Genomic DNA, 26216 nt, shown 5'->3' on the forward strand with positions numbered 1-26216 from the left:
GCTCCCCCTCTCCCGCCTGCGGGAGAGGGCCGGGGTGAGGGTAAACTGAGGACTGGGCGGCCATTTCCCTAGCCCTGACCCTCTCCCGGAAGGAGGGGGATCGCCTGTGCCGGACGCGCCGCCTGAGCCACAGGCCTGCACCATTCCCCCTCTCCCGCCTGCGGGAGAGGGCCGGGGTGAGGGTAAACTGAGGACTGTGCGGCCATTTCCCCTCACCCTAACCCTCTCCCGGAGGGAGAGGGGATGGCCCGTGCCGGACGTGGCACCTGAGCCACAGGCCTGCACCATTCCCCCTCTCCCGGAGGGAGAGGGGATCGCCCGGTGCCGGGACCTTACCCTGCCACGGCGTCATACAACATCCAGAGCGTGGTGATGGCCAGCGCCAGCGCCATAATGCTGTTGAACAGCTGTCGTTTCCATGCCACCTGCAGATGGCGGCCAAGCCGATCGCCCAGCACGGCCCACAGCAAAATACAGGGCAGGTTCATTGCCATAAAGCTGAACATCAACACCATCACGCTGCTGTGCGCGCTGTAGAGCAGCGCCACGTTGATAGCCGTCAGCCAGGTTTTAGGGTTGATCGCCTGAAAGCAAATGCCACCCACCAGCGTCATTGGCTGCGCTTTCCCGCGCAGCGCTGGCGCGTCTGCGCGGAACAACTTCCAGCAGAGCCAGAACAGGTAGGCACCGCCCAACAGCGTCAGCGGGACTCTGATCGCCCCCATCCAGCTCAGCATCAGCTCCAGCGTCAGGCTCGCCAGTACCGTCTGCATCCCGCAGCCCAGCATAATGCCAAACACCATCGGCAATGTGCGCCTTAAGCCGAAGTTCACGCCGGAGGTCGCCAGCAGCAAATTATTCGGCCCTGGCGTAATGGACATTACGGTTACGTAGCTGAAAAATGAGGGATCGAGCATTACGCCTTTCCTGCATGTGAAACATAGGTCGCATGGTAAGGTGACCCACATCATGGTAACAGAGACACAAAAGCACTATTGTCATGGGTACAGATCGCTCAAAACGCAATTGTGCTCATCGGCACAGGAGGTTTTTGTGTCCATTAGTGCTACAGCGGAACAGACGCTCTATCAACAGCTGGCCGACAGCTTTGCCGCCGCTATTCATCAGGGAACGCTGAAACCAGGTAAGCGTCTGCCCGCCATTCGGCGTGTGGCACAATCGCACCGGGTCAGCGTCAATACCGTACTGAATGCCTGGCAGTTGCTGGAAGACCGCGGCCTGATTGAGGCCCGGCCACAGTCCGGCTATTACGTGCGCAGCGTGTTGCCTGCAGTGACCGGCACAGCGCGGCATCGTACCCGCGTCAAGGTTCCGAGCGGCGAAAAGCTCGACCTTATCGACACGGTATTTGCCGCCCAGAATCATCCCGACTACATTAATATTTCTCTGGCCTGCCCGCAGGAGGGGGAGTTCTATCCGTCGGCAAAGCTCAGCCGCATTACCGCCTCGCTGTTACGTCGTCATCCGCACACCATAGGGCGTTATGCGCTTCCGCCTGGTAGTGAGCGCTTACGGGAGGAAATTGCGCGGCGGGCATTACATGCCGGAATGTCGCTCACGTCAGAAGATATCACCCTGACCCATGGCTGCATGGAGGCCCTGCAGCTGGCGTTGCGCGCCGTTACCCGTCCGGGTGACTGTGTCGGGCTGGAGTCGCCTACCTACTTCTTTCTGTTTCCCCTGCTCGCCTCGCTGGGGCTTAAGGCGGTTGAGATCCCAACCGATGCTCAAAACGGCTTGTCGCTGGATGCACTGGAGCTGCTGTTGCAGGAGCAACGTATCCAGGCGCTGGTCGCTATGCCGGGAGTGCAAAATCCGATGGGATCCAGTATGCCGCTGGCGAACAAACAGCGACTGGCAAAGCTAGTAAATACTTACGGTATTCCGCTACTGGAAGATGGCCTGTATGACGAACTGCAGTTTGACTGGCCCCTGTCGCCGCCGGTGAAAGCCTTCGATACTCAGGGCTGGGTAATCTACTGCACCAGCTTCACCAAAACTGTCGCCCCCGATTTTCGCGTCGGCTGGACAGCGGCAGGACGCTTCCATGCCGCCATCGCCCGCCTGAAAGCGGTATCCTCGATGGCGGAATCGATGCTGCTGTCTGAAACTCTGGCGGAATTCCTTGCCAGCGGCGGTTACGATCATCATCTGCGCAGCCTGCGCCGCCGCTACGCCGCCAATCTTGATGAAGCACGCGGCCTGATTGCCCGCGACTTTCCGCAGGGTACGCGCGCGACTCGCCCCAGAGGCGGCTTCGTGTTTTGGGTCGAGCTGCCTGCCGGGGTGGATACGGTAGAGATGTTTCACCGCCTGCTGCAGGAGCAGATTTGCGTGACGCCGGGCGCGCTCTATTCGCTGAGCAACCGCTACAACCATGCGCTGCGCCTCTCCTGCTGCTATCCCTTTAATGAACGCTACAGCTATGCGCTGAGGCGTGCCGGCGCGCTGGCCTGTGAAATGAGCGGCCTGCCGCCGGGCATCGGGCAACAGGATCAGGGGGTGCCATTGCGTCCCCAAAGGGTATAGCCATGACGTTCCGTAAGCCGCTCATAATAGGTCCGGACAGCCGGGTAATCGGGGTGATCCAGCGGCGTTTCGTACCAGCGGTTGACCGCCAGGCCAACAGGAATATCGGCGAGCGTAAAGTTGCGCCCGGCGACGTAGCGTCCGGTTTTTGCCAGCTGCTGATTCAGGATACCCATGGTATGCGACCAGCCTTTGCAGGCGGCGGCCAGCAGTCGCGGATCCTGATGGGCAGGCGAATTGCGCACCAGCGACATAAACGCATAACGCCACGAGGTGTTCAGCTCGGTGGACTGCCAGTCCATCCACTGGTCGATAAGCGCCCGCGCACGGGCATTCTGCGGATAAAGCCAGTCGCCCTCCCACGCGCTGGCGAGATAGCGCAGAATGGCATTCGATTCCCACAGCACAAAGTCCCCCTCGATAATCACGGGTATCTGCGCATTCGGATTGAGCGCCATAAATGCCGGCGAGTGGGTCGATGTAAAACCTTCGCCCCAGTCCTCACGCCGGAATGGGATAGCCAGCTCTTCGCACAGCCACAACACTTTGCGCACATTAACAGAAGAAGCACGTCCAAGGATTTTCAACATTATTGGCTCCTGCAGCGGGGTCCCTGAGCTATTCATAGTCCTGTTGCTGGAGACATGCAATCGCTGACCTGATAAACCCTTTTCCTGATCTGAGAGAACACCATGACCCATACTGTCGCCTTTAAACAAGTGGATGTTTTTACGAGCGCCCCCTTCAACGGCAATCCACTGGCCGTGATTATGGATGCCCGGGGACTGAGTGATGCGCAACTGGCCGCTATCGCCCGCTGGACCAATCTGTCGGAAACCACCTTTGTGCTGCCACCGGAACATTCTCAGGCCGATTACCGGGTACGCATTTTTACCGTGGATGGCGAGCTACCCTTCGCCGGTCACCCTACGCTCGGGACTGCACATGCGTTACTGGAGGCAGGATGGCCGCTGAAAACGCCGGGACAGATCGTTCAGCAGTGCGAGGTAGGTCTGGTTACCGTGAAGATTGCCGCCAGTGGCACGCTGGCCTTCGCCGCCCCGCCCGCAACTCTCACGCCATTCAGCGACGCCCTGCTGCACAGTGCGCTGAACAGCGATGCGCTTGATGACACGCAAACGGCCACCATTGCAGATATGGGGATTCGCTGGTTACTGATACCGATGCAGAGTGCCGCCGCCGTGCTGGCCATTACGCCCAACGTCAGCGATCTGGCGCGGCTGATGAAACATGCGGGCGTCACCGGCGTGATGCCCTTTGGACCGCAGCCCGCCGGGTCGGCAGAACAGTATGAGGTGCGCGGCCTGCTGGTTGAACAAGGCAGCCTGACGGAAGATCCGGTCACTGGCAGCGCTAACGCCTGCCTGGCCCGTTACCTGGCCGCTCGCGGGCAGCAGCAGAACTACCGCGTTCGCCAGGGCACGATACTGCAGCGTAACGGTCGCGTGCAGGTGACCTTTGAGGATGAAACTATCTGGATTGGCGGCAATACCGTGACGGTGATTGATGGCACCATCGCCCTGTAAAAAACGGGGCGTTAACGCCCCGTTGCGCATTAAATTGACTGGCCGCCTGAAGCCTCAATACGCTGACCATTGATCCAGCCGGTCTCGTCACTGAGCAGCGCTGCAATCGCATTGCCGATATCATTGGGCTGCCCCGCCCGTCCCAGCGCCGTTTGCGCCGCCACCCAGGCATTGATTTCGGCATTGTCACGTACGCGTCCGCCACCAAAATCGGTAGCAATTGCCCCTGGCGCCAGAATATTCACGCGAATGCCGCGTTCCCCCAGCTCCTTCGCCTGATAGCGCGTCAGCACTTCCATAGCCCCTTTCATCGCCGCGTAGGCGCTGGCGCCCGGATAGGTGAAGCGAGCCAGACCGGTGGAGATATTCAGGATAGCGCCGCCATCGGCGATCACCGGTAGCAGTTTTTGCGTCAGGAAAAACGGCCCTTTCAGATGAATATTCATCAGGTTATCGAATTCCGCCTCGCTGGTCTCTGCAAAGGGCTTATGTAAGCCTACGCCCGCATTGTTCACTAAACAGTCAAAGCGGTCGCGCTGCCAGCGGGTTTGCAGCAGCGTTTTCACCTCGCCAACAAAAGCATCAAACTGACTGATGTCACCAACATCCAACGCTAAGGCGCTGGCTCGCCCGCCCGCCGCCTCAATTTCCTGCACCACTTTTTGCGCCTCTTTAGACTGACTACGATAGGTGATAATGATATCGCACCCTTTTTTCGCCAGTTTCAACGCAGCATTGCGACCCAGGCCACGGCTACCGCCAGTGATCAACGCTATTTTACCGTTCATGTTTCTCTCCTGTTGCAAAAATGTACAGGGATAAGGTTATTCCAGAAAAAATGATCTATAAACTGAGTTAAATGCGCCGGACTGTTCCATTTATAACAACAAAAGGTGAATAACATGGATAAAATTCACGCAATGCGTGTTTTTGTCAGAGTCGCTGAAATGGGCAGTTTTACCCGGGCAGCGGAAAGTCTCGGTTTGCCAAAAGGCAGTGTGTCACGCCAGTTGCAGGCGCTGGAAAATCAGATGGGCGCACGTTTACTGCACCGCACGACGCGGCGTGTGCAGCTCACTCAGGATGGTCTGGTCTATTACGATCGTTGCCTCGATCTGCTGTCGATGCTGGAGGAGATGGACGGCTTGTTTCAGCATGAACCTGCCACCCTCAGCGGTAAGCTGCGGGTCGATATGCCGGTCGCCATGGCCACCGGCTTTGTCCTGCCTCGGCTGTCGGAATTTCTGCAGCACTATCCCGGCGTAGAACTTGAACTGAGCAGCAGCGATCGTCAGGTAGATGTCATTCGCGAAGGCTTTGACTGCGTCATTCGCGTAGGTGAGCTGCAAGATTCCGGCCTGATCGCGCGTAAATTAGGCCACCTCTCCTTGATCAACTGTGCCAGCCCTGGCTACCTTTCCCGCTTCGGCAGGCCAGTCCGCCTGGAGGAGCTGGCGCAACATGCCATGGTGCATTACAGCCAGCAGCTGGGTCAGCCCTCGCCCGGCTTCGAATATTATGATGGCAGGCAGTGCCATTACGTGCAGACCGGCGGCGTGGTGACGGTAAACAGCAGCGAAACCTATCGTGCCGCCTGCGTTGCCGGACTGGGTCTGATCCAGGTGCCGGCGGTGGGCATTCAGCCGCTGCTGGAATCGGGCCAGCTGGTGGAAGTGCTGCATCACTTTCCTGCTCAGCCGATGCCGGTATCGTTGCTCTATCCGCACCGGCGTAACGTGGCACGCCGCGTGCGCGTGTTTATGGAGTGGTTGAGTCAGGTGATGAAGGAATATGTCAGCTGAGCGGGGCTATACTCAACATTTCAGATTAACGGGATCAACAAGGTCAATGACGGACAAACACCCCCAGACGGCTGAAGAAAAGCAGAAGCCGCTGATTGATATTAAAACCGGGAATGTCACAGTAGATCGTTCCATTACCCGCGTCTCTCGCTTTATTGCCTGGTTTCAGGCGATTCCGGCGGTGGCGCATTTTTTGCGCGCGCTGGAGCGTTTTAACGATCGCCTTGGCAGCCAGTTTGGCGCGGCGATTACCTATTTCTCCTTTCTTTCTCTGATACCCATTCTGATGGTCTCCTTTGCGGGCGTCGGGTTTGTGCTGGCGTCAAACCCCGATTTGCTCACCGGGTTGATCAACAAAATTGTCGACAGTATCAGCGATCCGACGCTGGCGACCACGCTGAAGAACAGCGTGAATACCGCGATTGAGCAGCGCGCTACCGTGGGTATCACCGGTTTGCTGCTGGCGCTCTATTCCGGCATTAACTGGATGGGGAACCTGCGTGAGGCGGTGCGCGCCCAGTCACGCGATGTCTGGGAGCGCAAACCGGATGATAAGGAGAAGGTCTGGCTGAAGTATTTGCGCGATCTGGTGTCGCTGATTGGCCTGATGCTGGCGTTGATTATTACCCTGTCGCTGACGTCGATTGCCGGCGCGGCGCAGGCGGCAATTGTGAACGCGCTCGGCCTGAATGACATTGAGTGGCTGCGCCCGGTGCTGACGATTATTGCCACCTCGATCTCCATCGCCGCAAACTATCTGCTGTTCCTGTGGATTTTCTGGATCCTGCCGCGCCATAAGCCCCACAAGCGCGCATTGCTGCGCGGTACGCTGCTGGCGGCGATCGGTTTTGAAGTGATTAAATTTATCATGACGCTGACGCTGCCCAAGCTGGCCAGCTCGCCTTCCGGGGCCGTCTTTGGTTCCGTGCTGGGCCTGATGGCCTTCTTCTATTTTTTCGCCCGTCTGACGCTGTTCTGCGCCGCCTGGATCGCCACGGCAAAATATAAAGACGATGAGCGCATGCCGGAACCGGGACGTGCGCGCCGCCACTGAGATCGTCTGAAAAGGTAACCGGGGCGGAAAATAGCGGAAAATTTTCCTTTATGATTAATTTTTATCCTGATGTCAGTACGAAACCCTGAGGGGTAACTTTTATTTGGCCCTTTCTTAGTGAATCACGCCAGAAAAGGGCCACATCACCCTGCCATCCCCCGGTAAAGTAATGCCGGCAAAAATTATCCTCTTTTTGCTGCATTAAGCCGCTTCTGGCGCGGCTTTTCGCCATTGAATGGCGCTTTCCAGGTGCGTAAGATTCTTTGTCTCAATTTATAAATAAGAAACAGTTATGCAAGCCTCCATCACAGAATCCATCGACAAAGAGCACGACAACCCCCCCGTCAATTCGCGTGGCAAAGTGATCGTGGCATCGCTTGTAGGTACCGCGATTGAGTTCTTCGATTTTTATATCTATGCCACCGCTGCGGTGATTGTTTTCCCGCATATTTTCTTCCCGCAGGGTGATGCCACCGTCGCCACGCTTCAGTCGCTGGCAACCTTTGCCATCGCCTTTGTGGCGCGTCCCATCGGCTCCGCCCTGTTTGGTCACTTCGGCGATCGCATCGGCCGTAAAGCCACGCTGGTCGCCTCGCTGCTGACCATGGGGATCTCCACTGTGATTATCGGCCTGTTGCCGGGCTACGCCTCTATCGGTGTGTTTGCTCCGCTGCTGCTGGCGCTTGCGCGCTTCGGCCAGGGCCTGGGTCTGGGCGGTGAATGGGGCGGCGCAGCGCTGCTGGCGACGGAAAACGCGCCGGCAAAAAAACGTGCCCTGTATGGCTCCTTCCCGCAGCTGGGCGCCCCTATCGGCTTCTTCTTTGCCAACGGCACTTTCCTGCTGCTCTCCTGGCTGTTGACCGATGAGCAGTTTATGGACTGGGGCTGACGTGTGCCTTTCATTCTCTCTGCCGTGCTGGTGCTGATAGGCCTGTATGTGCGCGTGAGCCTGCATGAAAGCCCGGTCTTTGCCAAAGTACAGAAAGAGAATAAGCAGGTGCGCATGCCTATCGGCACACTGTTAAGCAAGCATCTGCTCGCTACCGTGCTGGGCACCTTTATTATGCTGGCGACCTACACCCTGTTTTACATCATGACCGTCTATTCGATGAGTTATGGTACCGCTGCCGCGCCTGACGGACTGGGTTATTCCCGTAACAGCTTCCTGTGGATGCTGATGGTGGCGGTGATTGGTTTTGGCGTGATGGTCCCGATTGCCGGGGTGCTGGCGGACCGATTTGGTCGTCGTAAGACCATGATTGTGATTACACTGCTGATTATCCTGTTCTCCTTTGTGTTCCCGGCGATGCTCGGTTCCGGCTCACAATGGCTGGTTATGGCCTTCCTGCTGCTTGGTCTGAGTATTATGGGTCTGACATTCGGCCCGATGGGCGCACTGCTGCCGGAGTTGTTCCCGACTGAAGTGCGTTATACCGGAGCTTCGTTCTCCTACAACCTGTCGTCGATTCTGGGTGCTTCGGTTGCGCCTTATATCGCGACCTGGCTGAACAGCCACTACGGCCTCTATGCGGTCGGGCTCTATCTGGCGGCCATGGCGGGCCTGACGCTGATAGCCCTGATCGCCTGCAAAGAAACGCGTCATCAGACGCTGTACGAAGCCTGATCGTGCATTAAGCCTCTCTGGCTGTCCGCTGACAGCCAGAGAGAAAGCGCAACTCTGCTGTTAGCGGGGAAGCTTAACCGAATCCCGTCTGATTAATAATCGCCGTTGAAAACCGCTTTTTTTCGCCATCTGCGCGTGTGGCGCTGAGCATGCTTTCTCGCCTGCCGCCCTGGACAGCACAACGTCAATGGCCTTTTCCGTGCTTTTTATCAGCTCAGAAGACGGAATACCGAAAACGGTGTAACAGAGATCGGCAGCAATATCGTTAACCACCTTCTCTTTTATTTCGTTCTCTTTCTGCAGCCTTAAAGTCGCAGGCGTGATGCCTTTCAGTTCCGGATAAAGCACAGCGATGATGTTATCTGTTTCACGCCAGCCATACAGGATCTGTTTGATAGAGGACTGCGCGCATACCGGATCAAGCTTTTCTTTTATTTTTAATTCTCTTCTTACATAACCAAAAACTTCCCTTTTGCGTGCTGCATCTAAATGTTTTGCTTTATCAGGCTGGCCGTCTATTGTCTTATTTATTATCGTGGACAGAAACGTTCTACGCTCCTGCCTGAACCATTCCCCCTCTGTTTTATTAGTTTTCCTCACGCTGGATTTGATACGTGACATTATGATTTTTCTGCCTATTTCTGCTTTCCTGCCCTTGTACTCCAGCGTAATAGTACTGTTTTTCACCCCCGATAGTTTTCCAATCAGCCTGGTGATTTTTTTTGTTAAGCCATACAGGCACCCCTGCTTAATGGGGGGCATATCGGTCACAGAAGTTGCACGATAATGCAGCATAAACACCCATCCGGATAGTAAACATTTAACAGGGCGTCTTAATCGTCTGTAAAGAAGCGCCCGGGGGTAATGGTCCCAACTTATTGATAGTGTTTTATGTTCAGATAATGCCCGATGACTTTATCATGCAGCTCCACCGATTTTGAGAACGACAGCGACTTCCTTCCCAGCCTTGCCAGATGCTGCCTCAGATTCAGGTTATGCCGCTCAATTCGCTGCGTATATCGCTTGCTGATTACGTGCAGCTTTCCCTTCAGGCGGGATTCATACAGCGGCCAGCCATCCGTCATCCATATCACCACGTCAAAGGGTGACAGCAGGCTCATAAGACGCCCCAGCGTCGCCATAGTGCGTTCACCGAATACGTGCGCAACAACCGTCTTCCGGAGCCTGTCATACGCGTAAAACAGCCAGCGCTGGCGCGATTTAGCCCCGACGTAGCCCCACTGTTCGTCCATTTCCGCGCAGACGATGACGTCACTGCCCGGCTGTATGCGCGAGGTTACCGACTGCGGCCTGAGTTTTTTAAGTGACGTAAAATCGTGTTGAGGCCAACGCCCATAATGCGGGCGGTTGCCCGGCATCCAACGCCATTCATGGCCATATCAATGATTTTCTGGTGCGTACCGGGTTGAGAGGCTGTGTATGTGAACTGTAACTGCCATGTTTTACGGCAGTGAGAGCAGAGATAGCGCTGATGTCCGGCAGTACTTTTACCGTTACGCACCACCCCGTCTGTAGCTGAACAGGAGGGACAGCTGATAGAAACAGAAGCCACTGGAGCACCTCAAAAACACCATCATACACTAAATCAGTAAGTTGGCAGCATCACCGCGCCCGGGTTAAAAATGGGTAAACTACCACAAGGTGCGCAATGCTCCTTCAATAAAGCGCTTATGATTAATTATATTCAAATAATTAATTTCGATATTATATAGAAGCTAAACCATTAATGGGAAATGGCGGGATAACGGACGGCGCTATCAAAGGTGTGGCGGTGTTGTCTACAGAGATAAAAATACCCTGTAAGCCGTGCTTACAGGGTATTGAAGAGGCTCAGCCGTCAGGCCGGAACAGAAAGAGGATTAGCCCGCCACCGCGATACGTTTCATATCAGTCATGTAGCCACGCAGTTTACGCCCCACCGCTTCGATCGGGTGGTTGCGAATGGCCTCATTTACGTCACGCAGCTGCGCATTGTCTACGGCAGTACCGGTAACCGGTTTACCCAGATCGCCCGGCTGTAACTGGGACATAAACTCTTTCAGCAGCGGTACGGCAGCAAAAGAGAACAGGTAGTTACCATATTCGGCGGTATCGGAAATCACCACGTTCATTTCATACAGACGCTTACGCGCGATAGTGTTGGCAATCAGCGGCAATTCATGCAGTGATTCGTAGTAAGCAGACTCTTCAATAATGCCCGCATCGACCATGGTTTCAAACGCCAGCTCAACGCCCGCTTTCACCATCGCTACCATCAGCACGCCCTGGTCATAGTATTCCTGCTCTTCGATTTTACCTTCATACTGCGGAGCAGTTTCGAACGCCGTTTTACCGGTTTCTTCACGCCAGGTCAGCAGTTTCTTATCGTCGTTTGCCCAGTCAGCCATCATGCCGGCAGAGAAGTCACCAGAGATGATGTCATCCATATGCTTCTGGAACAGCGGCGCCATGATGGTTTTCAACTGCTCGGAAAGGGCATAAGCACGCAGTTTCGCCGGGTTAGAGAGACGATCCATCATCAGCGTGATACCGCCAAACTTCAGGGATTCGGTGATGGTTTCCCAGCCGAACTGAATCAGTTTTTCCGCATAGGCGGGATCGGTACCTTCCGCCACCAGCTTATCGAAGCAGAGCAGCGAACCCGCCTGCAGCATGCCGCACAGAATGGTCTGCTCACCCATCAGGTCAGATTTCACTTCTGCTACGAAGGAGGACTCCAGCACGCCCGCACGATGACCACCGGTAGCCGCTGCCCAGGCTTTCGCAATCGCCATGCCTTCGCCTTTCGGATCGTTTTCCGGGTGTACCGCAATCAGGGTCGGTACGCCGAAGCCACGTTTATACTCTTCACGCACTTCGGTGCCCGGGCATTTCGGCGCAACCATCACGACAGTGATGTCTTTACGAATGGTTTCGCCCACTTCAACGATGTTAAAGCCGTGTGAGTAACCCAGCGCAGCGCCATCTTTCATCAGCGGCTGAACAGCCTGCACAACGGCAGAGTGCTGCTTGTCCGGCGTCAGGTTGACCACCAGATCCGCCTGCGGGATCAGCTCTTCATAGGTGCCCACTTTGAAACCGTTATCGGTTGCCTTACGCCATGATGCACGCTTCTCAGCAATCGCTTCAGCACGCAGCGCATAGGCAACATCCAGGCCAGAGTCACGCATGTTCAGCCCCTGGTTCAGACCCTGAGCACCGCAGCCCACGATGACCACTTTTTTACCTTTCAGAAAGCTGGCACCGTCAGCAAACTCTTCGCGCCCCATAAAGCGACATTTACCCAGTTGCGCCAGCTGATTGCGCAGATTCAAAGTGTTGAAATAGTTAGCCATGCGGTACTCCGTTCGGATGTTGTGTTGTGCTGTTGTTCCTGTTCAGCGCCGGTTACCAGCGCTGCGAATGAACCCATCATATGCCAGGAAATCTGTTGCTTAAATTGATATATTAACAACGTCACATTGCAATAGTTGCAATACCAGATTGAGGCCCCTGTTATGGATTTACGCGATCTGAAACTTTTTCTGCATCTGGCGCACAGCTGTCATTTCGGGCGTACCGCACGCGCCATGCATGTCAGCCCGTCAACGCTTTCGCGCCAGATCCAGCGCCTTGAAGAGGATGTCGGTCATACGCTGTTCCTGCGTGATAACCGCACCGTTACCCTGACGGAAGCCGGTGAGCGGCTGCGCCAGTTTGCCCAGCAGACACTACTGCAATATCAGCAGCTGCGTCATGCGATGGATTTGAACAGCCCTTCCCTGAGCGGCGAGCTGCGCCTCTTCTGCTCGGTGACGGCTGCTTACAGTCATCTGCCGCCGATTCTCGATCGCTTTCGTGCTGAACATCCGCAGGTGGAGATTAAACTGACCACCGGCGATGCGGCGGATGCGGTAGAAAAAGTGCAGTCAGGCGAGGCTGACCTGGCGATTGCGGGACGACCGGAAACATTGCCGGCCAGCATTGGTTTTACGTCACTGGGGCTGATCCCGCTGATCCTGATCGCCCCGTCGCTGCCCTGCGCGGTACGCACCCAGGCGACGCAGGATCTGCCGGACTGGTCGGCGATCCCTTTTATTTTGCCGGATCAGGGACCGGCGCGCCGCCGCATCGATCTGTGGTTTCGTCAGCAACATATTCCTAACCCGTTGATCTATGCCACGGTGTCAGGTCATGAGGCGATTGTCTCCATGGTGGCGCTCGGCTGCGGCATCGCGCTGCTGCCCGATGTGGTGCTGGAGAACAGCCCGGAGCCGGTGCGCAATCGCGTATTGATTCTGGATCAGATGGCGTCGGTCACGCCGCTGGAGCTGGGCGTTTGCGTACAAAAAAAGCGGCTCGGGGAGCCGCTGATGAATGCGTTCTGGAACCTGCTGTAATTAATTGCCGGTCAGGAAGAAGCGGAAGGCCGGGTTGCGGGTTTCGTCATGAAAATCGTAGCCCAGCGCCGTGAGATGCTCTGCAAAACGCGATTCGTCGTCGCCCAGCTCAAAGGCCGCCAGCACACGACCATAATCAGTGCCATGGCTGCGGTAGTGGAACAACGAGATATTCCAGTGGGTGCCCAGTGTCTGCAGGAATTTTAGCAGTGCGCCAGGCGCTTCCGGGAATTCAAAGCTGAAAAGGCGTTCCCGCAGCGGCCTGGAGGGGCGTCCGCCCACCATGTAACGAACATGCAGCTTCGCCATCTCATCATCGGAGAGGTCGATCACCTTGTATCCGCCCGCGGTGAGCTGCGCGATAATTTCACTCCGCTCTTCCAGGCCACGCGCTAAACGCACGCCAACAAAAATGCAGGCGTTATCCGCATCGGCGTAACGGTAGTTGAACTCGGTGACCACGCGACCGCCCAGCGTCTGGCAGAACTTCAGGAAGCTGCCCTGCTGTTCCGGAATGGTTACCGCCAGCAGCGCTTCTCGCTGCTCACCCAGCTCGCAGCGTTCAGAGACATAACGCAGCCCGTGAAAGTTGACGTTCGCGCCAGACAGGATATGCGCCAGGCGCTCGCCTTTGATGTCGTGCTGCTGGATATACTTCTTCATCCCGGCCAGCGCCAGCGCACCCGAAGGCTCTGCCACCGCACGGACATCCTCAAACAGATCTTTCATCGCCGCGCAGATAGCGTCACTGTCGACAGTGATGATGTCATCAAGGTAAGCCTGGCAGAGACGGAAAGTCTCGCTGCCGATGCGTTTTACCGCCACCCCTTCAGCAAAGAGACCCACACGCGGCAGATCCACTGGCTGTCCCGCCTCAAGCGCCGCCTTAAGACAGGCGGAATCTTCCGCTTCTACGGCGATCACTTTGATTTGCGGCATCAGCTGTTTGATCAGCACCGCCACGCCTGCCGCCAGACCGCCGCCGCCGACCGGGACAAACACCCGATCGATATGGGCGTCCTGCTGCAGCAGCTCCATCGCCAGCGTACCCTGCCCGGCAATCACCGCCGGATGGTCGAAAGGCGGCACAAAGGTGTAACCCTGCTGTTCAGCAAGCTCAATGGCTTTGGCTTTGGCTTCGTCAAAGTTGGCACCAAACAGGTAAGCTTCTCCGCCAAAAGCGCGCACCGCATCGACCTTGATATCCGCCGTACTGACCGGCATGACGATCAGCGATCGAATTCCCAGCTTACTGGCGGACAAGGCGACGCCCTGAGCATGGTTACCGGCCGAGGCGGTGACCACGCCCCGCGCCTTCTGCTCTTCGTTCAGTCCGGCAATCATCGCGTAGGCGCCACGCAGCTTGAAGCTGTGCACCGGCTGGCGATCTTCCCGCTTCACCAGAATGGTATTATCGAGACGTGCTGACAGTTTTTCCATCTTCTGCAGCGGCGTCACCTGGGCTACTTCATAAACCGGTGAGCGCAGCACGGCGCGCAGATATTCCGCGCCGCAGGGCGCGGCGGGAAGAGGTTGCGGCTCAGCCATCGGTTAGCCTCCCAGCTTGCTCTTATCGCGCACCGCGCCTTTATCGGCACTGGTGGCGAGAGAAGCGTAAGCACGCAGGGCAAAAGAGACCTCGCGCTGGCGCGTGTGCGGGGTATAGGCGGCCGCGCCACGCGCTTCCTCCATTTCACGACGCGCATGCAGTTCGCTATCCGGCACGGCCAGCTTTATGCCGCGGTTCGGGATATCGATCTCAATGATATCGCCATCCTGCACCAGGGCGATGGTACCGCCGCTGGCCGCTTCCGGAGAGGCGTGACCAATGGAGAGCCCGGAGGTGCCGCCTGAGAAGCGACCATCGGTGATCAGCGCACAGCTTTTGCCGAGGCCCATAGATTTCAGGTAAGTGGTGGGATAGAGCATCTCCTGCATGCCCGGCCCGCCTTTCGGCCCTTCATAACGGATCACCACGACATCGCCCGCGACCACTTTACCGCCGAGGATCGCTTCAACTGCATCATCCTGGCTTTCATACACTTTGGCCGGGCCACGGAAGGTGAGGATCTCTTTATCCACGCCCGCGGTCTTCACAATACAGCCATCTTCTGCCAGGTTGCCGTAAAGCACCGCCAGACCGCCATCCTGCGAGAAGGCATATTCACGCGAACGGATACAGCCTTCCTGACGATCGTCATCCAGCGTGTCCCAGCGACACTCCTGTGAAAACGCCTGAGTGGTGCGAATGCCCGCCGGGCCGGCACGGAACATGGTTTTCACCGCTTCGTCCTGTGTCAGCATGATGTCGTACTTATCGAGGGTTTCGCGCAGGCTCAGGCCGAGTACGTTGCGTACGCTGTTGTCCAGCAGTCCTGCCCGATCCAGCTCGCCCAGAATGCCCAGTACGCCGCCAGCACGGTGCACATCTTCCATATGATATTTCTGCGTGCTCGGCGCCACCTTGCAGAGATGCGGTACTTTGCGCGACAGACGGTCGATATCGGAGATGTTGAAGTCCACTTCCCCTTCCTGCGCCGCCGCCAGCAGGTGCAGCACGGTATTGGTGGAGCCGCCCATCGCGATATCGAGCGTCATGGCATTTTCAAAGGCCGCTTTGTTGGCAATGTTGCGCGGCAGTACGCTGGCATCATCCTGCTCGTACCAGCGTTTCGCCAGTCCGACAATACGTTTACCGGCGTTGATAAACAGCGATTTGCGATCGGCGTGGGTCGCCAGCAGCGAGCCGTTGCCCGGTTGTGACAAGCCCAGCGCTTCCGTCAGGCAGTTCATGGAGTTGGCGGTAAACATGCCGGAGCAGGAGCCGCAGGTCGGACAGGCGGAGCGTTCAATCTGATCGCTTTCCGCATCGCTGACGTTCGGGTTGGCTCCCTGAATCATGGCGTCGACCAGATCCAGCTTGATGATTTTATCGGAGAGTTTGGTTTTCCCCGCTTCCATCGGGCCGCCGGACACAAAAATGACCGGGATGTTCAGGCGCAGTGAGGCCATCAGCATACCGGGGGTGATTTTGTCGCAGTTCGAGATGCAGACCATGGCATCCGCGCAGTGCGCATTGACCATATACTCGACGGAGTCGGCGATCAGCTCGCGCGACGGGAGTGAATACAGCATGCCGCCATGACCCATGGCGATACCGTCATCTACCGCAATCGTGTTGAATTCTTTCGCCACGCCGCCTGCGGCTTCAATCTGCTCCGCCACCAGCTTGCCGAGATCGCGCAGGTGCACATGTCCTGGTACGAATTGAGTGAATGAGTTGACCACTGCGATAATCGGTTTGCCGAAATCGGCATCGGTCATTCCTGTGGCGCGCCACAAGGCACGGGCACCCGCCATATTACGGCCGTGGGTGGTAGTGGCGGAACGGTACTTAGGCATGCTCTGTTTACTCCAGTCTGAATAAGTACGCGGACGCCGTTGCGTCCGCGAAAAGGGTGTTATGGGTTAACCGGATCCAGCCAGCCCCATTTATCTTCGGTTTCACCGTTGAACAGACCAAAGAAGGCCTGCTGAATGCGTTTGGTTACCGGGCCACATTTGCCTGCGCCAACCTGGATGCGGTCAACGCTGCGTACCGGCGTGATTTCCGCTGCGGTACCTGACATAAAGATTTCGTCCGCCAGGTAGAGAGATTCGCGCGACAGCACCTGCTCACGCACTTCAAGGCCCATATCTTTCGCCAGGGTGATAATGGCGTCACGGGTAATGCCCGGCAGCGCTGAAGAGGTAAATGGCGGGGTAAACAGAATGCCATCTTTCACTTCAAACAGGTTCTCGCCTGCACCTTCCGAGATATAGCCGTTGGTGTCGAGGGCGATGCCTTCCTGATAGCCGTGGCGACGCGCTTCGCTACCCACCAGCAGAGAAGAGAGATAGTTACCGCCCGCTTTAGCGGCGGTCGGCAGGGTGTTCGGCGCAACGCGGTTCCAGGAAGAGACCATGGCGTCGATACCCTGCTCCAGCGCTTCAGCACCCAGATAAGCACCCCACGGGAAAGCTGCGATAATCACATCGGTGCTGTAGCCATCTGGCGGATTCACGCCCAGACCTACGTCGCCCACGAATGCCAGCGGACGGATATAGGCGCTTTTCAGATTGTTAACGCGCAGAACTTCGCGGCAAGCTTCCATCAGCTCATCCACGCTCTGCTTCAGCGGAAAACGGTAGATTTTGGCTGAGTCGTGCAGACGTTGCATATGTTCGCGATGGCGGAAAACCACAGGACCTTTGTGTGAGTCGTAGCAGCGTACGCCTTCAAACACAGAGGTGCCGTAGTGCAGTGCATGGGACATCACGCTGACTTTTGCCTCTTCCCATTTCACCATCTCGCCATTGAACCAAATAAAGTCTGCTTTCTTCGTACTCATTCTTATTTCCTTTCGCGACTAAGCGCGGATTTGTTGTGTTGTCTGTTGTTGTATCTGGACGCAGGCGACATCCATCAGTTTGTTCAATTGTGTTGACAGTAAATCGACAGAGCGCTGACTGGCAACGGTCATTTCAATATTTATACTCTCTGCGTTATTCCCGGAAGCCATATTCATGGCGCAAACCTGAAAGCCCCGGTGGCGGACAACGCGTAAAATCCTTTCCAATATTTCAGGACGGAAGCGCGCCTCGATAGACAATTGATGCTGATTCATGCGGTTTTCTCCATCATTTGTGCATTGCTGGCACCCGGTGGTACCAGTGGCCAGACGTTTTCATTCTCATCAATGGATACATGCAGGAAGTAAGGACCTTCACTGTTCAGCAGCGCATCCAGGGCGGCGTCGACCTGATCTTTACGGGTAATACGCTGGCCCGGGATATCAAAGGCACTGGCCAGCGTCAGGAAATCGGGGTTATCAGAAAGGTTGGTCTCACTGTAGCGACCGTCGAAGAACAGCTGCTGCCACTGGCGTACCATCCCCAGACGCTGGTTATCCAGCAGCACAATTTTCACCGGCAGCTTCTTGCGCTTGATGGTGCCCAACTCCTGAATATTCATCATGATGGAGCCGTCGCCAGAAACGCAGATAACAGTATCCTGCGGACGTGCGACCTGGGCGCCAACGGCGGCTGGCAGGCCAAAGCCCATGGTGCCGAGACCGCTGGAGGTAATGAAGTTTTCCGGCGCGCTAAAGAACATATGCTGGGCAGCCCACATCTGATGCTGACCAACATCGGTAGTGATGACCGTGCTGGCGGACGTGCGCTCAGAGAGTTGCTTCAGCAGCAGCGGCGCATAAATCGCCTCGCCCGGATGGTCGTAACGCCAGCAGTGTTCCGCTTTCAGCGCTTTCACTTCCTCGCGCCAGGCGGCGATAGACAGCGGCTGGCTCAGAGCCGGCAGCAGCTGTTTAACATCACCCTGCAGAGAAATATGGGCGCGGCGCAGCTTGTTCAGTTCGGCAGGGTCGATATCAATATGGATAACGCTGGCATTGGGAGCAAAGGTATCCAGTTTGCCGGTAACGCGATCATCAAAACGAGCGCCTACGGCAATCAACAGGTCGCAGGCCTGCACCGCCAGATTGGCAGCTTTGGTGCCATGCATACCCAGCATCCCGAGATAGCTGTCACTGGTTGCATCAACGCTTCCCAGCCCTTTCAGCGTACAGACCACCGGAATACCGGTCCCGGCCGCCAGCGCACGTAATTCCGGTACCGCCTGCGCCATACCGACGCCGCCGCCGACATAGAGAATGGGTTTCTGTGCCTGTTGCATCATGGCACGCGCGGCAAGAATCGCCTGTTGCGGTTGCGCCAGCTCCTCTTCAACCGGCAGCAGGTGCGGCATCAGTTCCCCTTTGGCGATCTGAATATCCTTTGGAATATCAATCAGCACCGGACCCGGACGACCTGAGCGCGCCATGGCAAAAGCTTCAGCCATTACCACAGGTAAATCATCCAGTGACTCCACCAGGAAGCTGTGTTTGGTGCAGGCCAGCGACAGGCCCAGCACGTCGATCTCCTGGAAGGCATCGGTGCCGATAAAGGCAGAAGAGACCTGGCCCGTGATGGCAACCACCGGTACGGAATCCATCATCGCATCCGCCAGGCCGGTGATCAGGTTGGTCGCACCCGGACCAGAAGTGGCAAGGCAAACCCCGGTTTTACCGGTGGCGCGGGCATAACCAATTGCCGCCATCACCGCGCCCTGCTCATGCCGACACAGTAGGTGCTCCACGCCGCCGTCATAGAGCGCATCATAGACCGGCATAATTGCGCCGCCCGGATAGCCGAATACGGTATCAACCCCCTGCGCGCGTAAAGCCTGAACCACCCACTGTGCACCTGTCATAGTTATTCTCCCGTCTCACGACCGGAACAACAGAATTTTATGCTACTGTTCATTGTTTGTTCCTTGATTAATCACTGATATTCCGCCAGGTCAAAAAAAAACCCCGGACCTTTCGGTGCGGGGTTTTTTCGAATTCCAGGCCTTGATTTTTAAGCCTTTCTTTCTCCATGCGTAGCCCCGCACAGTGGTTTAATAATCACCACCACGCTAATCACAACCAGGCTAATCACTCGTAGAAGGGCTTTCATTTTCTGTTCGATATTTTCGTTCGTTCGAAGTAATGCCTACAGAGTTACCATAGTTATTGGTCTTATGACAATCTCTTTTGCCATATTTTTTTCAGCGCCTGCGCCGTGAGGCTTATTATCATCTTGTTATTAAAAGGTTATTTTAGATTGTGATAAATATTCATTATTCGCGCTTCGTTATGAATATTCGTGCAGACAGGAGCTATATCGCAGCAATTTAGTAACACGGTGCAAAAATGAAATGATCGCCCGATCTGATACGCAATCCAGTCTTTCGGCTGTCGCATAACAATGCGAGTTCGATCATCATCGACATAACAAGGAGCGGTTATGTCATTGTCAACAGTATTAACCCGCGCGGCACTGGGGGTGGAGGCGCCCCTGGTCACAATAGAAGCGCATTTGAGCAACGGGCTTCCGGCTTTAATCCTGGTCGGGCTACCGGAAACCACGGTAAAGGAAGCGCGCGAGCGGGTGCGCAGCGCCATTATCAACAGTGGGTTTAGCTTTCCCGCTAAACGTATCACCATCAATCTGGCCCCGGCTGATTTGCCGAAAGAAGGTGGGCGCTACGATCTCCCTATCGCCATTGCGGTTCTCGCTGCCTCAGAACAGCTCCCTGCGGATAAGCTGGCACAGTATGAGTTTCTGGGTGAGCTGACCCTTAATGGCGCGCTGAGAGGGGTTCAGGGCGCGATTCCGGCTGCGCTGGCGGCTCAGCAGGCGGGACGCCAGCTGATACTTCCCGCAGATAACCAGCAGGATGTGGGACTGATACAACAGGGCACATCCCTGGTGGGTCACCATCTGCTGGAGATCTGCGCCTTCCTGCATCATAAACGGGAGTTGCCCGTTGCGGTCTGCGCTCCTCAAGAATCGCAGGCAAACGAGGCCGACCTCAGCGATATCATTGGTCAGGAACAGGGGCGGCGTGCACTGGAGATTACCGCGGCGGGAGGACATAACCTGTTGCTGATCGGGCCACCGGGCACCGGAAAGACCATGCTGGCAACGCGCTTGCCCGGTATTATGCCGCCTCTGACCACCCGGGAAGCGCTGGAGTGCGCCGCCATCGCCAGTCTGGTAGATCGGGAGAGCCTGCACAAACAGTGGCGCAAAAGGCCGTTTCGCGCGCCGCATCACAGCTCTACGCTCTACGCCCTGGTGGGAGGCGGCTCTCTGCCCAGGCCCGGTGAGATTTCACTGGCCCATAATGGATTGCTGTTTCTGGATGAGCTGCCGGAGTTCGATCGCAAGGTGCTGGACTCGCTGCGTGAACCGATCGAGTCCGGTGAGATAACCCTCTCACGCGCCCGTGCTAAGGTAACCTATCCGGCACGCTTCCAGCTGATTGCCGCCATGAATCCCAGCCCAACCGGACATTATCAGGGCAATCACCACCGCTGCTCGCCGGCTCAGGTTTTACGCTATCTGAGCCGACTCTCCGGCCCGTTTCTGGATCGGTTCGATTTGTCGCTCGAGGTCCCGCTGCTGCCTGGCGGTATGTTGAGCCGGGAACGGCAGGCCAGCGAAACCTCCGAAGTTGTACGGGAACGTGTACTGAGGGCACGTAACAGACAGCTGAAGCGTGCTGGCAAGATCAACGCCCATCTCAGTAACCCTGAGATTCAGCAGTGGTGTAAGCTTCTGCCGGAGGATGCCGTATGGCTGGAAAGCATTCTGCATTCGCTGGAGCTTTCAGTGCGAGCCTGGCAGCGTATCTTAAAGGTGGCGAGGACAATTGCCGATTTGGCTGAGGAAGGACAGATTAAACGTGAGCATTTGCAGGAAGCGGTGAGTTATCGCAGCATTGAGCGCCTGCTGATCTTTCTACATAAAAGCCTGGAGTAAAAAATGGGGCAAAGCCCCATTTTTTTAATCTTCACTTTCACTGTAGTCTTCCACACTGTCCATCTGCGGCTTACCGCCAGACAAGGTATGGAAACGCTTAGGACGCTTGATGCGAGTCATGTATTTTGACCAGACACGTTCAGCTTCCGTTTGCGGCTCTCGCAGACCACGACATACTTCAATAAACAAGCGTTCTTCTTCTGTAACAGGTTCACGTTTTGCCAGATCCAATTCGTTAAAGGCATAACCGTGGCGTTCCAGAAGTTGAGCTTCCTTAATGGTGAAATCACCGTGACGCGAAAACCCACGTGGGTAATGTTTGTTATCAAAGAAACGATTTGCAGTTGCGAAGCTCTCCGCCATCTTACACGCTCCTGATTCTCTTATGGCCGTGCTATTTATGGCGCGGAGTATTAGATAGGCTTGACAGAGTGTAAAACAAAAGATTTAAATCATTACGACAAATAAATTTTTGGAGAAAGCTGTGGATACGGAATTACTGAAAACTTTCCTGGAAGTGAGCAGAACCCGACATTTCGGGCGCGCTGCAGAAGCCTTGTACCTCACTCAGTCTGCCGTCAGTTTTCGCATCCGTCAGCTGGAAAATCAGCTGGGTGTTAATCTATTTACTCGTCATCGCAATAATATACGTCTGACGTCGGCAGGCGAACGCTTACTGCCTTATGCAGAAAGCCTGATGAGTACCTGGCTGATGGCAAAGAAAGAAGTTTCTCATACGCAGCAGCATCATGAGCTCTCTATCGGTGCCAGTGCGTCTCTGTGGGAAGCTTATCTGACGCCCTGGCTACAAACGCTGTATGAGAACCGGGAAAGCCTGCATCTGGAAGCCCGCATCGCACAACGTCATCTGTTGGTAAAGCAGTTACACGAACGTCAGCTGGATCTGTTGATTACTACGGAAGCGCCTAAAATGGATGAGCTGACCAGCCAGCAGATCGGCCATATCTCGCTGGCGCTCTTTCGGGCGCGTAAAACAGAGAAGCGGGAAAAGTATGATTACATCAAGCTGGAATGGGGTGCCGACTTCCATCAGCATGAGAGCTATCTCTCCGGCGGCGACGATGTGCCGGTGTTAACGACCACCTCTGCGCATGTCACGCGGGAACTGTTGCATACCACCGGAGCCTGTGCATTTCTGCCCGACTTCTGGCACAGCCTCTATCACGATCTGATGGTGATCCCAGATACGCCGGTCGCGGTGCGTCCGTTATACGCGGTCTGGCTGCAGAACAGCGATCAACAGACGCATATTCGTCAGCTGTTAAAGGTTCCTGTGCTGCCACGTTAATATTTAACGAACAGAGAGAGACGGAACGCGGGAAAAAGCTGGGTAGTGATTAGTTGCTGCCTGGGTTTCTATCCCGACAGACTGCCAGCTAAGGAATTTTGGGCAAAAAAAATCCTTCGCCGAAGCAAAGGATTATTTTCTGGCAGGGGCGGAGGGACTCGAACCCCCAACACCCGGTTTTGGAGACCGGTGCTCTACCAATTGAACTACGCCCCTAAATAAGGGTGGCGGTGCGGACGGGACTCGAACCCGCGACCCCCGGCGTGACAGGCCGGTATTCTAACCGACTGAACTACCGCACCACCGAATACTGCATTACCAGCGGGGTCTCGCTGATAACCGGTGTTACCTTTTCAGGTAATAACCAAATTGGATGCCTGGCAGTTCCCTACTCTCGCATGGGGAGACCCCACACTACCATCGGCGCTACGGCGTTTCACTTCTGAGTTCGGCATGGGTTCAGGTGGGACCACCGCGCTCTGGCCGCCAGGCAAATTCTGTTGTCGCGCCGCCCGCAGGCCGCACAACGTATCCGGGTAACAAACTGAAAATCGCGTCTCTCATCAAAACGCCTCTGGCGTTGTAAGGTTAAGCCTCACGGGTCATTAGTACCGGTCAGCTCAATGCATCGCTGCACTTACACATCCGGCCTATCAACGTCGTCGTCTTCAACGTCCCTTCAGGACCCTTAAAGGGTCAGGGAGAACTCATCTCGGGGCAAGTTTCGTGCTTAGATGCTTTCAGCACTTATCTCTTCCGCACTTAGCTACCGGGCAATGCCACTGGCGTGACAACCCGGACACCAGCGGTGCGTCCACTCCGGTCCTCTCGTACTAGGAGCAGCCCCCCTCAGTTCTCCAGCGCCCACGGCAGATAGGGACCGAACTGTCTCACGACGTTCTAAACCCAGCTCGCGTACCACTTTAAATGGCGAACAGCCATACCCTTGGGACCTACTTCAGCCCCAGGATGTGATGAGCCGACATCGAGGTGCCAAACACCGCCGTCGATATGAACTCTTGGGCGGTATCAGCCTGTTATCCCCGGAGTACCTTTTATCCGTTGAGCGATGGCCCTTCCATACAGAACCACCGGATCACTAAGACCTGCTTTCGCACCTGCTCGCGCCGTCACGCTCGCAGTCAAGCGGGCTTATGCCTTTGCACTAACCTCACGATGTCCGACCGTGATTAGCCCACCTTCGTGCTCCTCCGTTACGCTTTGGGAGGAGACCGCCCCAGTCAAACTACCCACCAGACACTGTCCCCACGCCGGATCACGGCGCCAGGTTAGAACATCAAACATTAAAGGGTGGTATTTCAAGGATGGCTCCACGCAGACTGGCGTCCGCGCTTCAAAGCCTCCCACCTATCCTGCACATCAAGGCTCAATGTTCAGTGTCAAGCTGTAGTAAAGGTTCACGGGGTCTTTCCGTCTTGCCGCGGGTACACTGCATCTTCACAGCGAGTTCAATTTCACTGAGTCCCGGGTGGAGACAGCCTGGCCATCATTACGCCATTCGTGCAGGTCGGAACTTACCCGACAAGGAATTTCGCTACCTTAGGACCGTTATAGTTACGGCCGCCGTTTACCGGGGCTTCGATCAGGAGCTTCGCCTTGCGGCTGACCCCATCAATTAACCTTCCGGCACCGGGCAGGCGTCACACCGTATACGTCCACTTTCGTGTTTGCACAGTGCTGTGTTTTTAATAAACAGTTGCAGCCAGCTGGTATCTTCGACTGGCTTCGGCTCCGGGAGCAAGTCCCCTCACCTACATGCCAGCGTGCCTTCTCCCGAAGTTACGGCACCATTTTGCCTAGTTCCTTCACCCGGGTTCTCTCAAGCGCCTTGGTATTCTCTACCTGACCACCTGTGTCGGTTTGGGGTACGATTTCGTGTTACCTGGAGCTTAGAGGCTTTTCCTGGAAGCAGGGTATCAGTTACTTCAGCACCGTAGTGCCTCGTCATCACGCCTCAGCCTTGATTTTCCGGATTTGCCTGGAAAACCAGCCTACACGCTTAAACCGGGACAACCGTCGCCCGGCTAACCTGACCTTCTCCGTCCCCCCTTCGCAGTAACACCAAGTACAGGAATATTAACCTGTTTCCCATCGACTACGCCTTTCGGCCTCGCCTTAGGGGTCGACTCACCCTGCCCCGATTAACGTTGGACAGGAACCCTTGGTCTTCCGGCGAGCGGGCTTTTCACCCGCTTTATCGTTACTTATGTCAGCATTCGCACTTCTGATACCTCCAGCATGCCTCACAGCACACCTTCAGCGGCTTACAGAACGCTCCCCTACCCAGCAACACACAGTGTCACTGCCGCAGCTTCGGTGCATGGTTTAGCCCCGTTACATCTTCCGCGCAGGCCGACTCGACCAGTGAGCTATTACGCTTTCTTTAAATGATGGCTGCTTCTAAGCCAACATCCTGGCTGTCTGGGCCTTCCCACATCGTTTCCCACTTAACCATGACTTTGGGACCTTAGCTGGCGGTCTGGGTTGTTTCCCTCTTCACGACGGACGTTAGCACCCGCCGTGTGTCTCCCGTGATAACATTCTCCGGTATTCGCAGTTTGCATCGGGTTGGTAAGCCGGGATGGCCCCCTAGCCGAAACAGTGCTCTACCCCCGGAGATGAATTCACGAGGCGCTACCTAAATAGCTTTCGGGGAGAACCAGCTATCTCCCGGTTTGATTGGCCTTTCACCCCCAGCCACAGGTCATCCGCTAATTTTTCAACATTAGTCGGTTCGGTCCTCCAGTTAGTGTTACCCAACCTTCAACCTGCCCATGGCTAGATCACCGGGTTTCGGGTCTATACCCTGCAACTTAACGCCCGGTTAAGACTCGGTTTCCCTGCGGCTCCCCTATACGGTTAACCTTGCTACAGAATATAAGTCGCTGACCCATTATACAAAAGGTACGCAGTCACCCCATAAAGAGGCTCCCACTGCTTGTACGTACACGGTTTCAGGTTCTGTTTCACTCCCCTCGCCGGGGTTCTTTTCGCCTTTCCCTCACGGTACTGGTTCACTATCGGTCAGTCAGGAGTATTTAGCCTTGGAGGATGGTCCCCCCATCTTCAGACAGGATATCACGTGTCCCGCCCTACTCATCGAGCTCACAGCATCTGTGCCTTCGTGTACGGGACTGTCACCCTGTACCGTGCGCCTTTCCAGACGCTTCCACTGACACACATGCTGATTCAGGCTCTGGGCTGCTCCCCGTTCGCTCGCCGCTACTGGGGGAATCTCGGTTGATTTCTTTTCCTCGGGGTACTTAGATGTTTCAGTTCCCCCGGTTCGCCTCGCAACACTATGTATTCATGTTGCGATGATGCACTGAGTGCACCGGGTTTCCCCATTCGGACATCGCCGGGTCAAAGGTTCATATCACCTCGCCGGCGCTTTTCGCAGATTAGCACGTCCTTCATCGCCTCTGACTGCCAGGGCATCCACCGTGTACGCTTGTTCGCTTAACCTCACAACCCACAGACGTTTCGCTGTCGCGACCCGT

Annotated in this window: 20 protein-coding genes, 2 tRNA genes, 2 rRNA genes and 1 pseudogene; 8 read left to right on the top strand and 17 right to left on the bottom strand. The window is 55.9% G+C overall.

Annotation, left to right across the window (positions count from 1 at the left end; genetic code table 11):
* Positions 1-332: 332 nt before the first annotated feature.
* Complete coding sequence (locus E0E17_RS06260; RefSeq protein ID WP_130832557.1) at positions 333-917, bottom strand: LysE family translocator; 585 nt, start codon at positions 915-917, stop codon at positions 333-335.
* A 136-nt stretch (positions 918-1053) separates the two neighbouring features.
* Between E0E17_RS06260 and E0E17_RS06265 the strand changes: the two genes are divergently transcribed.
* Positions 1054-2550 (top strand): aminotransferase-like domain-containing protein, encoded by a 1497-nt coding sequence (locus E0E17_RS06265; RefSeq protein WP_130832559.1) that lies wholly within the window; start codon positions 1054-1056, stop codon positions 2548-2550.
* Here E0E17_RS06265 and E0E17_RS06270 read toward each other — a convergent pair.
* On the bottom strand, positions 2517-3140 hold the full coding sequence (locus E0E17_RS06270) for a glutathione S-transferase family protein (RefSeq protein ID WP_130832561.1): 624 nt from the start codon (positions 3138-3140) through the stop codon (positions 2517-2519). The genes E0E17_RS06265 and E0E17_RS06270 overlap by 34 nt on opposite strands.
* 102 nt (positions 3141-3242) lie before the next feature.
* On the opposite strand from E0E17_RS06270, the gene E0E17_RS06275 reads away from it, so the two are divergent.
* Entirely contained in the window at positions 3243-4097 is an 855-nt protein-coding gene (locus E0E17_RS06275) for a PhzF family phenazine biosynthesis protein (RefSeq protein ID WP_130832563.1), read from the top strand.
* A gap of 29 nt (positions 4098-4126) precedes the next feature.
* Here E0E17_RS06275 and E0E17_RS06280 read toward each other — a convergent pair whose 3' ends face one another.
* The gene (locus tag E0E17_RS06280; protein ID WP_130832565.1) at positions 4127-4885 is read right to left on the bottom strand and encodes an SDR family NAD(P)-dependent oxidoreductase; all 759 of its coding nucleotides are present in this window, start codon (positions 4883-4885) and stop codon (positions 4127-4129) included.
* Between the two features lie 114 nt (positions 4886-4999).
* Here E0E17_RS06280 and E0E17_RS06285 point away from each other — a divergent pair, with 114 nt between their 5' ends.
* The 3 genes and pseudogenes from E0E17_RS06285 (at position 5000) to E0E17_RS06295 (ending at position 8577) form a co-directional block, all read left to right on the top strand.
* Complete coding sequence (locus E0E17_RS06285; protein WP_130832567.1) at positions 5000-5899, top strand: LysR family transcriptional regulator; 900 nt, start codon at positions 5000-5002, stop codon at positions 5897-5899.
* 46 nt (positions 5900-5945) lie between these two features.
* Positions 5946-6953, top strand: coding sequence for an inner membrane protein YhjD (yhjD, locus tag E0E17_RS06290; RefSeq protein WP_130832569.1), 1008 nt, complete (start codon positions 5946-5948; stop codon positions 6951-6953).
* Between the two features lie 292 nt (positions 6954-7245).
* A pseudogene (locus E0E17_RS06295) lies at positions 7246-8577 on the top strand (MFS transporter).
* 60 nt (positions 8578-8637) lie between these two features.
* Here the strand turns inward: E0E17_RS06295 and E0E17_RS06300 are convergent.
* From E0E17_RS06300 to ilvC, 3 genes are all read right to left on the bottom strand, one after another.
* Entirely contained in the window at positions 8638-9372 is a 735-nt protein-coding gene (locus E0E17_RS06300; protein ID WP_130832572.1) for a type III secrection system effector, WxxxE family, read from the bottom strand.
* 80 nt (positions 9373-9452) lie between these two features.
* Positions 9453-10150, bottom strand: a protein-coding gene (locus tag E0E17_RS06305; protein ID WP_103215986.1) for an IS1-like element IS1A family transposase whose coding sequence is annotated in 2 segments (ribosomal slippage) — positions 9453-9901 and positions 9901-10150 — 699 coding nt in all. Because the reading frame shifts where the segments join, the coding sequence is not laid out codon by codon here.
* 307 nt (positions 10151-10457) lie between these two features.
* Complete coding sequence (gene ilvC, locus E0E17_RS06310; protein WP_130832574.1) at positions 10458-11933, bottom strand: ketol-acid reductoisomerase; 1476 nt, start codon at positions 11931-11933, stop codon at positions 10458-10460.
* A 162-nt stretch (positions 11934-12095) separates the two neighbouring features.
* Between ilvC and ilvY the strand changes: the two genes are divergently transcribed.
* A complete protein-coding gene (ilvY, locus tag E0E17_RS06315) occupies positions 12096-12977 on the top strand; it encodes an HTH-type transcriptional activator IlvY (RefSeq protein WP_130832576.1) in 882 nt (293 codons plus the stop codon).
* On the opposite strand, the gene ilvA is transcribed toward ilvY, so the two are convergent.
* The 6 genes from ilvA to ilvL form a co-directional block, all read right to left on the bottom strand.
* The gene (gene ilvA, locus E0E17_RS06320; RefSeq protein ID WP_130832578.1) at positions 12978-14525 is read right to left on the bottom strand and encodes a threonine ammonia-lyase, biosynthetic; all 1548 of its coding nucleotides are present in this window, start codon (positions 14523-14525) and stop codon (positions 12978-12980) included.
* Positions 14526-14528: 3 nt separating this feature from the next.
* The gene (ilvD, locus tag E0E17_RS06325) at positions 14529-16379 is read right to left on the bottom strand and encodes a dihydroxy-acid dehydratase (RefSeq protein WP_130832581.1); all 1851 of its coding nucleotides are present in this window, start codon (positions 16377-16379) and stop codon (positions 14529-14531) included.
* Between the two features lie 59 nt (positions 16380-16438).
* Positions 16439-17368, bottom strand: coding sequence for a branched-chain amino acid transaminase (locus tag E0E17_RS06330; protein WP_130832584.1), 930 nt, complete (start codon positions 17366-17368; stop codon positions 16439-16441).
* A gap of 18 nt (positions 17369-17386) precedes the next feature.
* Positions 17387-17644 (bottom strand): acetolactate synthase 2 small subunit, encoded by a 258-nt coding sequence (gene ilvM, locus E0E17_RS06335; RefSeq protein ID WP_130832587.1) that lies wholly within the window; start codon positions 17642-17644, stop codon positions 17387-17389.
* Positions 17641-19287 carry an acetolactate synthase 2 catalytic subunit gene (gene ilvG / locus E0E17_RS06340; protein WP_130832589.1) on the bottom strand — a complete coding sequence of 549 codons (1647 nt, stop codon included), beginning with the start codon at positions 19285-19287 and terminating at the stop codon, positions 17641-17643. The genes ilvM and ilvG overlap by 4 nt, the downstream gene beginning before the upstream one ends.
* A gap of 149 nt (positions 19288-19436) precedes the next feature.
* A complete protein-coding gene (ilvL, locus tag E0E17_RS06345) occupies positions 19437-19535 on the bottom strand; it encodes an ilv operon leader peptide (protein WP_130832592.1) in 99 nt (32 codons plus the stop codon).
* 330 nt (positions 19536-19865) lie between these two features.
* Between ilvL and E0E17_RS06350 the strand changes: the two genes are divergently transcribed.
* Positions 19866-21386 carry a YifB family Mg chelatase-like AAA ATPase gene (locus E0E17_RS06350; RefSeq protein WP_130832594.1) on the top strand — a complete coding sequence of 507 codons (1521 nt, stop codon included), beginning with the start codon at positions 19866-19868 and terminating at the stop codon, positions 21384-21386.
* A gap of 24 nt (positions 21387-21410) precedes the next feature.
* Here E0E17_RS06350 and E0E17_RS06355 read toward each other — a convergent pair whose 3' ends face one another.
* Positions 21411-21749, bottom strand: coding sequence for a MaoP family protein (locus E0E17_RS06355; protein WP_130832597.1), 339 nt, complete (start codon positions 21747-21749; stop codon positions 21411-21413).
* A gap of 121 nt (positions 21750-21870) precedes the next feature.
* Between E0E17_RS06355 and hdfR the strand changes: the two genes are divergently transcribed.
* A complete protein-coding gene (gene hdfR / locus E0E17_RS06360; RefSeq protein WP_130832599.1) occupies positions 21871-22695 on the top strand; it encodes an HTH-type transcriptional regulator HdfR in 825 nt (274 codons plus the stop codon).
* A 140-nt stretch (positions 22696-22835) separates the two neighbouring features.
* On the opposite strand, the gene E0E17_RS06365 is transcribed toward hdfR, so the two are convergent.
* The 4 genes from E0E17_RS06365 to E0E17_RS06380 all read right to left on the bottom strand — a co-directional run bounded on the left by E0E17_RS06365 (position 22836) and on the right by E0E17_RS06380 (position 26181).
* Positions 22836-22911, bottom strand: a tRNA-Trp gene (locus E0E17_RS06365).
* A gap of 9 nt (positions 22912-22920) precedes the next feature.
* Positions 22921-22997: transfer RNA gene (locus E0E17_RS06370), tRNA-Asp, on the bottom strand.
* Positions 22998-23070: 73 nt separating this feature from the next.
* Positions 23071-23186 (bottom strand): 5S ribosomal RNA (rrf, locus tag E0E17_RS06375).
* A 93-nt stretch (positions 23187-23279) separates the two neighbouring features.
* Positions 23280-26181, bottom strand: a 23S ribosomal RNA gene (locus E0E17_RS06380).
* Positions 26182-26216: the final 35 nt, after the last annotated feature.

This window comes from [Erwinia] mediterraneensis, assembly GCF_900604315.1.
Classification (GTDB): domain Bacteria; phylum Pseudomonadota; class Gammaproteobacteria; order Enterobacterales; family Enterobacteriaceae; genus Pantoea; species Pantoea mediterraneensis_A.